The 16,043-nt window shown below is 43.1% G+C and carries 19 protein-coding genes; 3 read left to right on the forward strand and 16 right to left on the reverse strand.

The features are described from left to right. Nucleotides 1-7 precede the first annotated feature (7 nt). The 5 genes from MOZ64_RS08485 to MOZ64_RS08505 are packed head-to-tail and all read right to left on the reverse strand — an operon-like array spanning nucleotide 8 to nucleotide 3,903. Nucleotides 8-928, reverse strand: a complete 921-nt coding sequence (locus MOZ64_RS08485; protein WP_320326134.1) for a DUF1848 domain-containing protein — start codon at nucleotides 926-928, stop codon at nucleotides 8-10. 17 nt (nucleotides 929-945) lie between these two features. Continuing rightward, the gene (locus tag MOZ64_RS08490; RefSeq protein ID WP_320326135.1) at nucleotides 946-1,425 is read right to left on the reverse strand and encodes a GNAT family N-acetyltransferase; all 480 of its coding nucleotides are present in this window, start codon (nucleotides 1,423-1,425) and stop codon (nucleotides 946-948) included. Nucleotide 1,426: 1 nt separating this feature from the next. Beyond that, a complete protein-coding gene (locus MOZ64_RS08495) occupies nucleotides 1,427-2,305 on the reverse strand; it encodes an alpha/beta fold hydrolase (protein ID WP_320326136.1) in 879 nt (292 codons plus the stop codon). Nucleotides 2,306-2,317: 12 nt separating this feature from the next. Beyond that, nucleotides 2,318-2,734 (reverse strand): PTS mannitol transporter subunit IIA, encoded by a 417-nt coding sequence (locus MOZ64_RS08500; RefSeq protein WP_320326137.1) that lies wholly within the window; start codon nucleotides 2,732-2,734, stop codon nucleotides 2,318-2,320. Continuing rightward, nucleotides 2,734-3,903 (reverse strand): pyridoxal phosphate-dependent aminotransferase, encoded by a 1,170-nt coding sequence (locus MOZ64_RS08505; protein WP_320326138.1) that lies wholly within the window; start codon nucleotides 3,901-3,903, stop codon nucleotides 2,734-2,736. The genes MOZ64_RS08500 and MOZ64_RS08505 overlap by 1 nt, the downstream gene beginning before the upstream one ends. A gap of 134 nt (nucleotides 3,904-4,037) precedes the next feature. On the opposite strand from MOZ64_RS08505, the gene MOZ64_RS08510 reads away from it, so the two are divergent. Continuing rightward, a complete protein-coding gene (locus MOZ64_RS08510) occupies nucleotides 4,038-4,319 on the forward strand; it encodes an autorepressor SdpR family transcription factor (protein WP_320326139.1) in 282 nt (93 codons plus the stop codon). Continuing rightward, nucleotides 4,303-4,935 (forward strand): SdpI family protein, encoded by a 633-nt coding sequence (locus tag MOZ64_RS08515; protein WP_320326140.1) that lies wholly within the window; start codon nucleotides 4,303-4,305, stop codon nucleotides 4,933-4,935. Before MOZ64_RS08510 ends, MOZ64_RS08515 begins: the two co-directional genes overlap by 17 nt. A gap of 24 nt (nucleotides 4,936-4,959) precedes the next feature. On the opposite strand, the gene glpK is transcribed toward MOZ64_RS08515, so the two are convergent. After that, the gene (glpK, locus tag MOZ64_RS08520) at nucleotides 4,960-6,456 is read right to left on the reverse strand and encodes a glycerol kinase GlpK (RefSeq protein WP_320326141.1); all 1,497 of its coding nucleotides are present in this window, start codon (nucleotides 6,454-6,456) and stop codon (nucleotides 4,960-4,962) included. Nucleotides 6,457-6,522: 66 nt separating this feature from the next. Between glpK and MOZ64_RS08525 the strand changes: the two genes are divergently transcribed. Beyond that, nucleotides 6,523-7,437 carry an alpha/beta fold hydrolase gene (locus tag MOZ64_RS08525; RefSeq protein WP_320326142.1) on the forward strand — a complete coding sequence of 305 codons (915 nt, stop codon included), beginning with the start codon at nucleotides 6,523-6,525 and terminating at the stop codon, nucleotides 7,435-7,437. Nucleotides 7,438-7,445: 8 nt separating this feature from the next. On the opposite strand, the gene MOZ64_RS08530 is transcribed toward MOZ64_RS08525, so the two are convergent. From MOZ64_RS08530 to srlE, 10 genes are all read right to left on the reverse strand, one after another. After that, the gene (locus MOZ64_RS08530) at nucleotides 7,446-7,754 is read right to left on the reverse strand and encodes a DUF956 family protein (protein ID WP_320326143.1); all 309 of its coding nucleotides are present in this window, start codon (nucleotides 7,752-7,754) and stop codon (nucleotides 7,446-7,448) included. Further along, the gene (locus MOZ64_RS08535) at nucleotides 7,751-8,500 is read right to left on the reverse strand and encodes a PTS system mannose/fructose/sorbose family transporter subunit IID (RefSeq protein ID WP_320326144.1); all 750 of its coding nucleotides are present in this window, start codon (nucleotides 8,498-8,500) and stop codon (nucleotides 7,751-7,753) included. The genes MOZ64_RS08530 and MOZ64_RS08535 overlap by 4 nt, the downstream gene beginning before the upstream one ends. A 12-nt stretch (nucleotides 8,501-8,512) precedes the next feature. Next, nucleotides 8,513-9,292 carry a PTS mannose/fructose/sorbose transporter subunit IIC gene (locus MOZ64_RS08540; protein WP_320326145.1) on the reverse strand — a complete coding sequence of 260 codons (780 nt, stop codon included), beginning with the start codon at nucleotides 9,290-9,292 and terminating at the stop codon, nucleotides 8,513-8,515. A 1-nt stretch (nucleotide 9,293) separates the two neighbouring features. Then, entirely contained in the window at nucleotides 9,294-10,271 is a 978-nt protein-coding gene (locus MOZ64_RS08545) for a PTS sugar transporter subunit IIB (RefSeq protein WP_320326146.1), read from the reverse strand. A gap of 127 nt (nucleotides 10,272-10,398) precedes the next feature. Then, nucleotides 10,399-11,685: a dicarboxylate/amino acid:cation symporter gene (locus MOZ64_RS08550; protein ID WP_320326147.1), complete on the reverse strand. Its 1,287-nt coding sequence runs from the start codon at nucleotides 11,683-11,685 to the stop codon at nucleotides 10,399-10,401. After that, nucleotides 11,672-12,526 (reverse strand): SDR family oxidoreductase, encoded by an 855-nt coding sequence (locus MOZ64_RS08555; RefSeq protein ID WP_320326148.1) that lies wholly within the window; start codon nucleotides 12,524-12,526, stop codon nucleotides 11,672-11,674. Before MOZ64_RS08555 ends, MOZ64_RS08550 begins: the two co-directional genes overlap by 14 nt. A gap of 47 nt (nucleotides 12,527-12,573) precedes the next feature. Then, nucleotides 12,574-13,941, reverse strand: a complete 1,368-nt coding sequence (locus MOZ64_RS08560) for a sodium-dependent transporter (RefSeq protein WP_320326149.1) — start codon at nucleotides 13,939-13,941, stop codon at nucleotides 12,574-12,576. An 80-nt stretch (nucleotides 13,942-14,021) separates the two neighbouring features. Beyond that, on the reverse strand, nucleotides 14,022-14,570 hold the full coding sequence (locus MOZ64_RS08565; RefSeq protein WP_320326150.1) for an LOG family protein: 549 nt from the start codon (nucleotides 14,568-14,570) through the stop codon (nucleotides 14,022-14,024). Between the two features lie 22 nt (nucleotides 14,571-14,592). Further along, nucleotides 14,593-15,093: an NAD(+) diphosphatase gene (locus tag MOZ64_RS08570; RefSeq protein WP_320326151.1), complete on the reverse strand. Its 501-nt coding sequence runs from the start codon at nucleotides 15,091-15,093 to the stop codon at nucleotides 14,593-14,595. Between the two features lie 51 nt (nucleotides 15,094-15,144). Further along, nucleotides 15,145-16,043: PTS glucitol/sorbitol transporter subunit IIB (srlE, locus tag MOZ64_RS08575; protein ID WP_320326152.1), on the reverse strand; the 899-nt coding region annotated here is incomplete at its 5' end.

Here is a 16,043-nt window from a genome sequence, read left to right on the forward strand (position 1 = left end):
ATCCCTCTCAAAACAAACGTGGCTGATTGGACAAGCTCGAAGTCGGATCGACTTCTACGATCGTATCATTGGGCTGTACATGCCCAATCAATAACGGTGAATACGGATCATGGAAAGCTTGATTTTGTTTGACCAACGTTTGATTTTCATTCGCATAACAATACAAACAACCATGTCCACATGTATTATAGGCACCAATATCATTTTGGAGCAGACACCGACAGCCTTTCCGCGCATAAGTCGTTGGTGGTTTCAAACCAATATGAAACGCATCCTCCAATACAGCCTGACTCATACATCCGGATGTATCAATGCCATACTTCGATAATCCCTTTTCCATACAAGCATATACTTTCATATCGTATGAGGAAGCGATGGATACAAAAGCTTGGCTGATCCTTTTTTGATCATCCAGAGATACTTCCTGAATATTGGGAAAATTGCGTTTGGTCTTCGCATAGAGATCAATAAAACTAATGATCACATGATGGGTATAGCCCGACAAGGCTTTACACAATTGTGCAAACGCTCGAATATGGAATTCCACCGTATAGGTTTCATTCAACAAGATGGGATCATAGCGCCAAGCCATATGCTCGCTTCCTATCGTATCTGATAATTCGCGCATCGATTGTAAGACCCATCGTTTATTTTGAATATGCGGTTCAATCTCTTTCCCATAAGGAGTCAAAGTCACCATCCAATACATGCGATACGATGATAATTTTTCAAACTGTTGGAACATGGGACGCGGATTCTTGGTACAGAAACAAAGCAGATCGACCACTTCGGGATGAAGGTCATAGCGATAAATCGTATGCGGATCATAGGGACTACGACTCAACACATAGCCAGCCTCAATACGATGATAGAACCAAGACGCATAGAAAGCCGGAATATCGGTACGATTGCCCGTATTAATGATCATGACGGCCTCTTTTCTAACTATAACGTTTTATAGTGGACGATGATATCTTCATAGGTGCCATCATCCAACGCAAAACCAGAGGGTATCACGCCCAATGGGACAAAGCCCAATTCCTGATAGAGGTGCAAAGCGGCAGCATTGGTAGCAACAACCGCATTGAATTGCAAGATACGAAAGCCCAGTCGCTTGGCTTGGCACATACAATCTTGGACCAATTGCTTCCCAATATGTTTTCCTCGCTGATCTGTCTTGACCGCATAGGATGCATTACAAATATGACCACAATGCCCTACATTATTCGGATGCAAAATATACAAACCAACAATTTGGCCATCACAAACAGCGATACCGGTGTAGCTTTGTGATGAAAAGAAAATATAGCCCTCTTTTTCATCCAAGAGATCTTTTTGGGGAAAGGCCACGCCTTGTTTGACGACTTCATTCCATATGTCTACGACTGCTTTTGTATCTGCTTTTTTAAATTTTCGTATTTCCATTTTATAACCTATACTTTCGAATAAATAAGACAACCATCTTTTGAAGTTGATTCAAACCAATGACCTCGATGGGCAAATGGCCAGCTCCTTCTAAAAGAACATGATATTTGTCGGCCCCGATCCGTTCATAAAAGGACATAGAATCCGCCGGATCGATCCATTGATCCATTTCTGGCTGTACCCAGAGGATCGGCACTCGATAGTCTTCGGGCGGACACAAAGTAGGATGCGCCAGAGTGTGTAAGAATTCCTGTGTGACTTTTGCACCTGCAGATTGTTCATCTTCACTCAATAGCTGACAAACCGCGGGATTGTTCGAAATCGTTCTTGTATCAATCACGCGTTTGATCTTCAAAGCTCGCCATCGCAATAGACGTGCATGATTTTCAAAAACCGGATCGAGCCAGACATCATTCTCTACGTTTTTATCATTGAGATCCAACAAATGAGTCACGATGACACCTCGAATTTGCGGACAAAGAGTCCCCAATTGATACGCCAACATGCCGGACAGACCCAATCCCATCAAAAAGGTATTTTCAATTTCGGTCTGTTCAATCAATTTTTGACAACAAGCCAACCAGTCTTCATAGGTCGCTTGTTTGACATTGGACTGACCAAAAAAAGGTAGATCCGGACAAATCACCCGATATCCCAAGCGATAAAAAGGGACCGCTAAAAAAGACAACATTCGCCCATTCGCAATCAGGCCATGAAAGATGATGATGGTACCTTTAAAGTAGCGGGGTTGGTAAATATCCACATGCATATGGACATCATGATAATAAATATACTCTTCTTGGCAATGAATATCCGAAGTCATTCGATTCCGTAAGGGCAAATGATCTTGAAATGCTTGCCAACTTGGATACGCTTTCATAGGCTTATGATATCATTCTTTTGCCGTAAATGCTTGTGCGATCGTATCGATCGAGCTGCAAGCCAACCGATTGACTTCTTCTTGACCTGGACAAACCAGAGCAATATCGGTCAACATGCGCAAATGATCTTCCTCTTTGGCCGCTAGGGCAATGACCATTTTCACAATTTGATCATCCCAGATCGTCCCCTGGGGAAAAGCCATGATGGCCATACCAGAATGATGAACCAAATCGGCCTGTCCATGGGGAATGGCCAAGCCAAAACCAACAACGGTTTCATAGGTCGTTTCCGTTGCCAACATCGCCTCTGTATAGGCTTGATCCGTATAGCCACTTTGACATAAGCGATTTCCCAATTCCTGTATGATGCCTTTTTTTGATTTGGGTTCCGTTTCGATTGAAATATTTTCTTTTACTAGTTCTTCCATCATTGCCTCCAAATTCCTGCATCCGCCAAGCGTTTTCCAGCTTCTTGGATCCGATCGATATCTTCGACCAAAGCCAAGCGTACATAGCGCATGCCTTGTGCACCAAACGATTGACCGGGTGTCACCACGATACCGGTCTTCTTTAAAAGATCTTTCACAAACGCATTGGAATCTACATAAGCATCCGGAATCGGGGCCCACGCAAACATCGTACCGGCCGATGCCGGAATGGTCCAACCGGCTTGTCCAAAATATTTCACCAACGCATTGCGACGATCTTCATAAGCTTGTCGCGTTGCTTGAATGGCATCTTGACAATGATCTAACGCTTCGATGCCGGCATATTGAACTGGCAAGAAAACGCCATAATCCATATTGGATTTTAATTTTCGATACACACTGACCATTTCTTTATTGCCAACGACAAAGCCAAGTCGAGCCCCTGCCAATCCAAAGGTCTTCGATAAGGAATTCAATTCAATGCCTACATCCATGGCACCATCAAACGATAAGAAACTTTTTCCGACTTTGCCATCAAAGACCAATTCACTATAGGCATTATCATGGATGACCATCAGATCATATTTTTTCGCAAAATCGATCAATTCTTCATAGAAAGAATCCGGTGCAATCGCACAGGTAGGATTGTTTGGATAAGATATGATCAACATTTTGGCTTTTTGAGCCACTTCTGGATCAATATCATGAAAGTCTAAGACAAAGTCATTTTCGGCTTTCAACGGCATATAAGCCACCTGGCATGAGGCAATTTTAGGTCCATCTTGAAAGATTGGGTAACAAGGATCGGGCACCAAGACCAAATCACCTGGATCACATAATGCCAAACAAATCGTGCTCAAAGCCTCTTGCGAACCCGATGTACAAATGATTTGATCCGTATCTAGATTGACACCATAACGTTGGTGATACCACTTTTGCACCGTGGTCAACATCTCTGGCAATTCACTGATCGCATACTTAAAATTTGCTGGTTGTTGGATTCGCGCCACCATCTGTTCAACAATGGAATCCACCGGTGGAATATTCGGTGATCCAATCGAAAAATCAATGGTATCCTTCCCTGTTTTTTCGGTATATTCTTGTTTCATGATCTTCAATTCGGTAAAGATCGACGTACCGAATTCATTCATTTTTTTCGCTTTGTACATACTACATCTCCCCATTGGTTCTTATTATAACGCAGATACATCGATATCTCTATCTTTGGTACGATCATCTATTTAGATATTTATCTAAATAGATATTGACATTCTTTCTTTAAGCAATGATAATATATGTAGATATGGTAAAAACAAATGCATTCAAAGCCCTCGCTGATCCGGTCCGAAGAGAAATTTTAGAATTGTTGAAACACGGACCCATGCGTGCTGGGGATATCAGTTCACGTTTTGATCTGACCCCGGCCACTGTTTCCTATCATTTAAAAATATTGAAACAAGCCGATCTGATTTTTGAGGCTCACGAAAAAAATTTTATCTATTATCAATTGAACACATCCGTCTTGGAAGAGCTTTTCCTTTGGATCGCAAATTTAGAAGGAGGTACACATGCTCAAAACAAATAAACGGACCCTTATTCTGACTAGCTTGCTGACTTTGCTTCCCTTATGTATCGGCCTCTATGTGTGGAATCAATTACCCGATCCGATGGCAACCCATTTTGATCTCCATGGCACGGCCAATGGCTACAGTTCCAAACCCTTTGCGATCTTCTTTCTACCGCTTTTCTTGTTGGGCATCCAATGGTTTTGTATTTTCATCACCTCTGCCGATCCCCGAAAACAAAATATCAGTCCCAAGATCTTTACGCTCATCCTTTGGATCATTCCCATCATCTCCTTGATCATGGGCGTATCGGTATATGCCTATAACTTGGGCTATTCCATCCCGATCGAGACTCTTTCTCAGATCCTCATGGGTCTTTTGTTGCTTATTTTGGGAAATTATCTACCCAAGACAAGACAAAATTATACCATTGGGATCAAGCTGCCATGGACCTTGGATAATGAAGAAAACTGGAATCGGACCCATCGCTTAGCCGGTTTTGTATGGGTCATAGGTGGACTCGCAATCTTGTTGGCTGCCTTGCTCCATTTTCATTCCCTTTACTTCTCGTTGGGCGTATTGATCCTAGTTGGGATCCTTCCCTGTATCTATTCGTATTGGCTCCATACACATTAAAAGGTTCCGTCCAAAAACGGAACCTTATTCTTCTTTTGCCCAATTCCGACACCGTGCCACTGCTTTTTTCCAACCCGCAATTTGTTTCTTGGATTGATCCAAAGTCATGACCGGTGTAAACAATTTATCCAATTGCCAATTGGCACGAATTTCTTCTAGATCTTGCCAATACCCTGTTGCCAAGCCAGCTAAATACGCAGCCCCCATGGCGGTTGTTTCCACACATTTTGGTCGCAATACAGGGGCTCGACAAATATCGGTCTGCATTTGACATAATAAGTTATTGGCACAAGCACCACCATCTACTTTTAATTGTCCCAAAGAGACCTGAGCATCGGCTTCCATGGCACGAATGACATCATTGACTTGATAGGCCATGGATTCCAAAGTGGCACGAATGATATGATTCTTATTGACACCACGTGTTAAGCCAATGATCATCCCACGAGCATAAGGATCCCAATACGGAGCTCCCAATCCGGTAAAGGCTGGCACCACATAACAGCCATTGGTGTTGTGCACTTTTTTGGCATAATATTCACTATCTACACTGGATTCGATCAAACGCATTTCATCACGAAGCCATTGAATGGCTGCCCCGGCTACGAAAATGGATCCTTCCAGTGCATAGGTGATTTGATCATTCAATCCCCAGGCGATGGTGGTCACCAAACCATTTTGACTCCTCACCGGCTGATGACCCGTATTCATCAATAAGAAACCACCGGTCCCATAGGTGTTTTTGACATCACCGACATCAAAACAAGTTTGTCCAAACAATGCACATTGTTGGTCGCCGGCAGCACCCGCAATCGGAATTTCTGCTCCTAAAAACGAAGCATCCGTATATCCATAGATACAACTCGAAGGTTTTGGTGTTGGTAACATTTGTTCCGGTATATCCAATAGCTTTAAGAGATCCGTATCCCATTTCAAAGTATGAATATTGAACATCATCGTACGTGAAGCATTGGAATAATCGGTCACATGTACACGGCCTTTGGTCAATTTCCAAATCAGCCATGTTTCCACCGTTCCAAATAAAAGTTGACCCGCTTCTGCTTTCTGACGTGCACCTGGCACGTTATCCAAGATCCATTTTAATTTCGTACCCGAAAAATAGGGATCAATCAATAAACCCGTTTTTTCACGAATCATTTCCGAAAGGCCTTGGGCTTTTAAAGAGTCACAATATTCTGCTGTTCGACGGCATTGCCAGACAATGGCATGATAAATGGGTTCACCCGTTTCCTTATCCCAAACCAGGGTCGTTTCTCTTTGATTGGTGATGCCAATCGAAACAATTTGTGAAGCTTCCGCATTGATCTTCTGCATCGCTTCGACCGCTACACTGATTTGTGTGGCCCAAATTTGATTGGCATCATGCTCCACCCATCCGGGACGAGGATAATATTGAGGAAATTCCCGTTGGGCGACCGAACAAATTTCCCCTTTCTTATTGAATAGGATGCATCGATTGGAAGTCGTACCTGCATCCAATGCCATAACATATTTTTTCATAAGGCCTCCTTACAACCGCTTACATTATAACACTTTCGTGATAGAATAGGGATACGAGGTGAATACATGAAAACAAATCTATCTTATCCATCCAGTGATGGAGTCACAATGATCCATGCCGAAATGTGGGTGCCCGATGGTAAGGTACAAGCCATCCTGCAAATCGCCCATGGCATGGTCGAATTTATCGATCGATATGATCGTTTCGGTACTTATTGTGCCCAACAAGGTATTTTGGTTTGTGGCAATGATCATCTAGGCCATGGCCAAAGTGTAACAGGCAAAGCTCGTTTGGGTTATTTTGGCGAAAATGGGAATGAACATGTGATTGCCGATCTGCACGCTCTCTATGAAAAAATGCATAAGATGTATCCCGATGTTCCTTATTTTCTATTAGGCCACAGCATGGGTTCGTTCTTGGCTCGCCAATATATCACTCGCTACGGTGCCAATCTAACCGGTGTGATCATCATGGGTACTGGCTATCAAAGTCCGATATCTTTGAAAATGGCACGACTCCTATGTGAAAAAATAGCCGATCAAAAGGGTTGGATGTATCGCAGTCCCCTCTTGACGAAAATGGCATTGGGATCCAATAATAAGCATTTTGAACCCGCTCGAACCCCTTCGGATTGGTTGACCAAAGATACCCGAATCGTCGATGCTTATGTCCATGAACCACTGGATAATTTCCAATTTACGACCAATGCGTTTGATGAAATGTTCAAAGGGTTACAAGATGCCGATGCCCACATCGATCAAATCCCAAAAGACTTACCCGTTTTATTCGCATCCGGTGCCGATGATCCCGTGGGCGATTTTGGCAAAGGTGTGCAAAAAGTCTATCATTTGTTTGTCGATGCTCAAATAAAAAACGTAGAGTGCAAACTCTACGAAAATGATCGCCATGAAATTTTAAATGAACTCAACTACAAACAAGTCTATGATGATCTGATTGCTTGGATGAAGGAGGCCTATTAGCCTCCTTTTTATGTGCCCATACGACCAGCGCCAATGTAGGAACGAATCCAACGCAACACCTTTTTATTATCTTTGGACGTGAACATGAAATGATGATCTTCTGTTTCAATCGTAAAGCGCAAAATATGTTGATGAAGAAGATAAACTTTGACATAGCATATGTGTTGCCAAGGAATTTGGACATGATCTTGTACATTTCGGTCGTTATAAAATTCAAAGGCATGATTGCCAATCAAAATTTGACCATATTGGATCCATCCCCCAAATCTTTGGCCATCTATATGCAGATCCACTTGACTATTGAGTGATTGGATCATAATAGACCAATGGAATATCCGGCTACACCAATGATAAACATTGCCAGAATGAGAACGATCAACGACACATTTTTCTTCAAGGCCTTCATACAAAGAAAAGTCATACCAAGGCCAAAAAGACCAGGCACCAAACCATTCAATGTATCTTGGATCATGGGAATCTCAATTTGGACATAGCGTTGCACCAAAGCCCCCATCACAAACATGCCCACGATACTGGCTGTTCGGGTTGCTTTTTGAAGAAGACCACCCGATAGATCTTCACTGATATGTTCGCCTTTTTCATATCCCACTTCTTGGCTCTTCCACATAAAGCCAATGCGCATGAAGTTCCAACCCACAAAAAATAAGATCGGTCCTAAGATACTTCCTTCCATCGCTAAGGATGCCCCTAAGGCACCCAGCAAGGGACGAGCCGTAAACCAGAATACCGGATCGGCCACACCTGCCAAAGGCCCCATCATCCCCACTTTGACATCTTGCGATACGGGTTTTCCTTGGGCGCGTTGTTCTTCTTGCGCTAAAGCCACACCCAATATCGGCGAAACCACATAAGGATGGGTATTAAAGAATTCTAAGTTGCGATGTAAAGCCTCCACTTGATCGTCTTTTTTCGAATATAACTTCTTTAAAGCCGGAATCATCGCATAAGCCCAGCCACCATTTTGCATGCGTTCGTAATTCCACGAACCTTGTAAGAAAGTCGAACGCCACATCACTTTTTTTCGTGTTTTCTTATCTAACATGGTCAGATCCTCCTATTCATAGTCATCCAAAATATCGCCCAATGGATCATTGGAAGATGTCGTTTGTTGGGAAGAAAGAAAATGGATGGTCAGAAAAGCGAGGGCAAAGCCAATCGCAAAAAGGGCTAAAAGCGTAAATTGTTGGATCAATGCAAAGACAAAACCCAAAATAAAGAAGGGCCATGCTTCTTTGGTTGCGATCATATTGATGACCAAGGCATAGCCTACCGCCATCACCAAACTACAACCAATATCCAATCCCATGACTAACCATGTCGGCATACTTTGCATAAATACGTACACGGCTTCATTGGGCAGAGTCCACAACAAGATGGCAGGAATCACTACACGCAATCCTTGAAGTCCCAAAGCCATGCGTTGGATCCGATCGATTGCCTGAAAATCGGCTTGATTGGCCGCTTCATCCATACGATGGACCATACCCACCGCGATCGTACGAATCAACATGGTCAAAAATAAACCAGCAACAGCCAAGGGAATGGAACAAGCAATCGCAATGGCCACGCCATCCACGCCAAGACCACTTTTTACCAATAAGATCGAACTGGTAATCGATGCCAAGGCGGCATCTGGCGCTACGCTGGCCCCAATATTGGCCCATCCCAAAGCCATCATTTGTAAGGTCCCACCTAAGACCAAACAGGCTGGTAATTGATTCGTAGCCAACCCAATGAGCGTACAAGCAATCAAAGGTTGATGAAATTGAAATTCATCCAATATTCCTTCTACACCCGCTAAAAACGCAATCAAAATGATCCATATCCATGTCATCTTATGCCAACTCCTTTCGTGCTTGGGCGATCAATGCATCCATATTTCCGGGTGGATCCGATGGAACTTTGCGCACATCAAATTGCACACCCAAAGCTTTTAATTTTTCAAAGGTATCCACATCTTCTCTATCTAAAGAAATCGCTTGATTCACCGCACATTTTCCTTCTTTATGAGCCATCGAACCAATATTTAAGGTTTGGATATCCACGCCCTTGGAAATCACCGCCAAAGCATCTTGCGGGTTTTCAAATAAGACCAAGGCTTGCGTCAAACCAAAACGAGGATCTTTGGATGCTTCCACCAATTTATATAAAGGCACCACATTGGCAGGGACACCAGGAGGGGCTGCCTCAATGATCATTTGTTTGCGCAAGGCATCATGCGCTACTATATCACTGGCTACGATGATCCGATTGGGATGGGTCATCTTGGTCCACCCCGTTGCGACTTGACCATGCAACAAACGAGAATCGATCCGCGCCAAGACAAAATGAATGTGGCCGTCTCCCAATACGGTTCCTTTTGGGATGGGTCCCGATGGTTTCTTTTCGGTTTTTGTTTCTTCGTGTACTTGGGGTTCTAAAGATGCCGGTACTATACGGACGCCTTCTTTGGCCGTTTGGATGATATGCGAAGCCACTTCATGGGCACTTTCCATGGATAAACGAGATGCCAATGCTTCAATGACCATGGGTAAATTCATCCCGACGACAATGGCCCAATTCGTTTCATGACCATGAATCAAACCATTGGCTTGATTAAAGGGGGTTCCCCCATATAAGTCACATAAAATCAGGACTTGTTCGGTTTGAAAGGAAGCAATAGCTTCTTCCATTTGTTTGCGTATATCATCCGGTCCTTGCGAGGGTTGTAGCGTGATAGCTGCCACTTTTTCTTGTTGGCCAAAGATCATTTCCGCCGACATCTTGATGCCGGTGGCAAAATCACCATGACTTGCGAGTACAATTCCTATCATATGATTTGTCTTTCTAGGCCATGAATTGGCCAATGGATCTGAATTATTTTATAAATGTTTACTATCCATTTCATCTTTTCAATCTTATCATATTCTCGAAAAGAAAAAAGAACCATTTCGGTTCTTTCTACTCTTTATTAAAGACATCCACATCTAATGCATTGTTTTGTTTCGCAACAATGGTCGTACATACGGCATCACCGGTAATATTGACTGCCGTTCGTAACATATCCAAGATACGGTCAATACCCATGATCAAACCAATTCCCGATACAGGCAAGCCAACCGAATCAAAGACCATCGCTAAGGTGATCAAACCAACACTTGGTACACCAGCCGTTCCGACCGAAGCCAAAGTGGCGGTCACAATGACGGTCGCATAATCGGCGGGGGTCAAATGAATACCAAAGGCTTGGGCTACAAAGACCACGGCTACCCCTTGCATGATGGATGTTCCATCCATATTGATCGTAGCGCCTAGCGGAATCGTAAAACTCGAGATCTTACGAGAAACGCCCATCTTTTCTTCCAATGTATCAATATTCAATGGAATCGTAGCATTGGACGTGGCGGTACTAAAGGCAAAAGCCTGGACCGGAAAAAATTTCTTTGCGAATTTGAATGGATTCAATCCGGTAAATACTTTCAGTAAGATCATGTATACCACAAAACATTGAACACCCAATCCACAAATAACGGTAATCATGTATTTGAACATGGGAACCATGGCACTAAATCCAAGTTCACTGAAGGTTCGGCCAATCAAACAGAAAACACCAATGGGAGCAATCTTCATGATCATCATGGTCATTTCCATCATGATGTCGTTGCATTGGGTACAAAAGTTGGTGACCAACTGTGCTTTTTCTTTTAATTTTGCCAAGATCACACCCACCAATAGCGCAAAAACGATGATCTGCAACATTTCCCCATTGGCCAATGCCGCAATGGGATTGGTTGGAATGATATTTAAGATCGTATCCGTCAAAGACATATCCGTCTGTGTGGATGAGCTGGATACCGTTGTCTTGACATTTTCGATGGCACTCATATCCAAACCAATGCCCGGGTTGATCAATTTCGCTATACCCAATGCAACAGCTACAGCAATCATGGTCGTGGCCAAATAGAAACCAATCGTACGAACACCGACACTTCCTAAGGTCTTGGTGTCGCCAATCGCAGCCGCTCCACAAATGATCGAAAAGAAGACAAGCGGTACGACCAACATCTTCATCAAGGAAATGAAGCCTTGGCCAATCACATAAAATACCCCTTCGACAATGACATTCTTGATGACATCGATATCCATGAACCAGGTATTGATGATGGCACCAATCGCAGCACCCATGATCAAAGATATAAAGATCATTGTCGTCAGTCCCATTTTTTTCTTGCCTTTATTCTTTGCCATAACCATTCTCCTTCAGGTATCGATGTAACTCTGTTTTCCATTCGGGCATTTGATAAATATGGGTGATCCGCATCATCATATTATCTAAAAGCGTAAAGCGCGGTTTTCTGGGCTCTTTGGCTTGGGTATGCACGGCAATGTCGGCATAGCCACAAGTTCGTAAAATTTCACGTGCCCAATCCGCACGGGAACAGCCCCCTTCACAGCTGGCATGGAAAATGCCATATTCATCGGATTGAACGAGTTTTTCGACAAATCCAGCCAAAGCATTGGCCGAAGTTGGAGTTGAAAATTCTTCCAAGGGAAGAACGATTTCTTCATTGGCTTGGGCATGTTCAATGACTTTATCGACAAAATCTTTGGTCGCCAAGCCATAGTTCCAAGAACTACGAACAATGACATGTTTATCAATCAAAGATTCCACTAATTTTTCACCCGCAAATTTACTTTTTCCATAAATCGTCGTTGGAGTAGGTACATCAAATTCATTTAAGGCATGCGATCCTTGTCCACCAAACACATCGTCGGTGGAGATCTGGATCAATTTGGCATCCAAGCGACGCGCCGCAATGGCCAGATTTCGTGCCCCCAATGCATTGACTGTATAGGCCTGGTCGGGATTGGCTTCGCATGTGGCATCGTCGGTCAAGCCCGCACAGTTAATGATCACTTCGGGTCGGGCCACATTTATAAAACGTAAAATTTCATCTAAATTTTCTACTGGTACATCCGTATCACTTGTGACCAAACGGAAATCCGTATTGTTTGCGTATTCCTTACACAAAGCTTGGCCCAATCGTCCTTCAGCTCCAGTGATCCATATACTTGTTTGATTGATCATGATTCTCTCCTCTTCATTGGTAGTATTTTACCATAAATAAAAATGTACTACATATGAATAATACCTAGCACATCCAAAACGGAACTTGCCAATATGATCAACAAGAAGGGAATCGCTAAATATTTTAAGATAAAGATAAAGATCTTTTTTCGTTTAAATTGGGAAGAACGTTCGATTTCCTTGGACAAGCGAGGAATCGTGACCACACGCAAGACCAACAAACACGTACAGATAGCCGCAATCGGCATCATGATCGAATTGGTCAAAAAATCAAAGAAATCCAAAAAGTCCATGCCTAGAATTTGTATAGAAGCCAGTGGCCCAAATCCCAAAGAAGAGAGGGTTCCCAACCCAAGCATGATGGCACCAATCAACAGGGTACTTTTCTGGCGATTCCATCCCAATTCATCCTCAAATGTCGATACGGCACTTTCAGCCAAGGCAATGGATGAAGTCAGTGCAGCTAATAACACCAATAAGAAAAACAAGATGCCGGCAAAGGTCCCCATTCCCGTGGAGGCAAATACCTTTGGCAAAGTAATGAACATCAAAGAAGGGCCTTTCCCAAGGCTGGCGGCATCACCTCCACTAAACGCAAAGACCGCCGGAATGATCATCAAACCCGCCAAGATGGCAATCAACGTATCAAAGATCTCCACTTGGGATGTACTTTTTTCAATATCTACATCTTTTTTCATATACGACCCAAATGTGATCAAGATTCCCATCGCAATGGACAAAGAATAAAACATCTGTCCCAAAGCGGTCACGACGGTCATCCATGAGAATGCTTTGAAATTGGGAATCAAAAAGTATTTGACCCCTGCCATCGCTCCGGGGCGGCTCACAGAATAGCCGGCAATGATAAATGCCAACACGATCAAGATGGGCATCATGATCTTGGATACCTTTTCAATACCATTTTGTACACCCATGATGATGATCAACAAGGTCAGAAAAGTAAACAATAAAAAGAAGAGTTCCACCGATGTCCCATTTTGGATAAAATTCGAAAAATAGGTATCGGATGCCAATTGTTGGACATGCCCTTGCATATACGCAAATAAATATTTACACACCCAACCCCCAATAACACTATAATACGGTACGATCAGCATCGGAATGATGGCATTGATCCATCCACCAAAACGCAAGGAAAAACGATGTCCAAAGAAAGAAAAAGCACCAACGGGACTCTTCTTTGTCATGCGTCCTAGAGTTGTTTCTGACATGATCATGGTATAGCCAAAAGTAGCAACTAAGATCAAATACACCAACAAAAAAATACCACCGCCATATTTTGCGGCTAAATAAGGAAATCGCCAAATATTTCCAAGACCAACAGCCGAGCCGGCGGCGGCCATCACAAAACCCAGTCGATTGGAAAAATTAGCTCGATTTTTATCTTCATTCATACATTCATCTTCTCCTTCATGCAGCATGAAAGAGTATATCACAAAATTGTGCTTTCGTTATAAAAGAAGCAGAAGGCCCTTTATTGACCTTCTGCTTTTTGATCAAGGATATGTGCCAATGCATCCATGGTGGAAACAAAGAAAACCGAATCATAAATAGAAGCATCTACATATCCATATTCGATCATCTTGTCAATCTGCGCTTTTAATGGATCATAGTAATGATCTAGATCAAAAAGAATACAAGGGCCCACTAATTGATCCAATCGAATCTTTGAGATAATTTCAGATACTTCTTCTAAAGTACCGGGCCCTCCTGGCATGGCGATAAACGCATCGGCCAATTCGATCATCATCGTTTTTCGTTGGGCCATGGTATCAACGATATGCAGCTCATCCAAATTGGCATGTGCTTGTTCTTTTCTTTCTAAAAATTGAGGAATTACCCCAATCACATGGCCACCATTGGCTAATACACTATCGGCAACCACGCCCATCAAACCATTTTGTGCACCACCATACACCAAAGTATGATGATGTTTGGCCAACCATTCTCCCACTTTCTGCGCCATGGCTTGAATGGTTGGATCATTTCCCATACTGGATCCTAAATAGACGGCAACATTCATACACTCAACTCCTTTCAGCATATCAAAAGTGATAGGTACCATCTAGATATCCCAACAAAAAGGATTCCGCCAACGAATGCGGACGAATATTCTTTCGCGCTTTTTCTCGCGAAAACCAATGATACGCATCAATTTCCCAATTGGGTTGGACATGACCATCAACGATTGCGGTAAAGTTCAGCATCAACGTATTGGATTTTGCGAAATAATGCGAATGATTGAAACGAACTTGATGCACATCTAAATTCATTTCCTCTTTGACTTCCCGCACAACCGCATGTTCCGCATCCTCTCCTTTATTGACATATCCAGCCACTAAGATGTAGGTATCTTTCCCATATTGTTTGATCAATAAGATTTGATCTTCCTCTGCATTGGTCACGATCATGGATACAGCCACATTAAATACAGGAAAGCGATACGTTTCACAATGGGGACAATATGGAACCATCCCCTCATCTTTGAGTGGGCGCATTTCTAATCTTGTCCCACATTCCATACAATATTTCATTTCTTCATTCATACGCTTCTATATTACCACAAAAAAAGGAGGTCGAAGACCTCCAAACATCTCTTATAGACCTGGATACATACCAATACTGAAGATAAACGCAATGATGACAGCAACAGGACCTGTGATCAAACGCGAATACAACACAGCTGGCACACCATATTCAATGGTTTCTGGTTCCGCTTCGCCCAAAGACAATCCAACGGGTACGAAGTCACAACCAACTTGTGCATCGATAGCAAACAAAGCTGGCAATGCATATTGCAGAGGAATAGCTCGTTGTGCAAATTGTTGTCCTAACAATACACCAACGGTCTGTGCAATGACAGCACCTGGTCCTAGGATAGGTGATAAGAATGGTACACCACAAACAATCGAGATGACCAACAATCCTGGCAATGTCGAACACATTGGACTGATGGTATGCGCAATGACATTTCCTAAACCACTGGCCGAAATGATACCCAACAATGTCGATGTAAAGGCCATGAATGGCAATACATTTCGAATGATCATATCGATCGAATCACGACCAGCTGCGAAGAACTTGTTGACGACATGTCCTACACCAATACCAATTCGCGTAATGATGCCTGGTTTCTTTTCGTCTTGAGCAGCGGCAATTTCAGCTTTGGCTTGGTCTTTGGTCTTTGGCCCATCGGCCGCTGCCAATTCTTCTTCCGCTGTCTTAGCTGTTGAAACATTCGTTTCATCTGTATATGCTAAGTTGCTCTCTTTTACATCCGATACATAGATATCGGGTGTGATATACATAGCTAATGGGCCTACGGCTCCAACCGGTTCGACATTGACGGTCATGATGCGTTTCTTTGGATAGACACCGCAACGTGCCGTACCACCACAGTTGACAACAGCGACTGCCACTTCATCATCGGGAACGGTTGTCTTAAAGCCATCCACCAATTCACAGCCTGTCATTTCGGCAATCTTTTTCGCTACAG

It is taken from the genome of Absicoccus intestinalis (assembly GCF_033971885.1).
GTDB classification, from domain to species: Bacteria; Bacillota_I; Bacilli_A; order Erysipelotrichales; family Erysipelotrichaceae; genus Absicoccus; species Absicoccus intestinalis.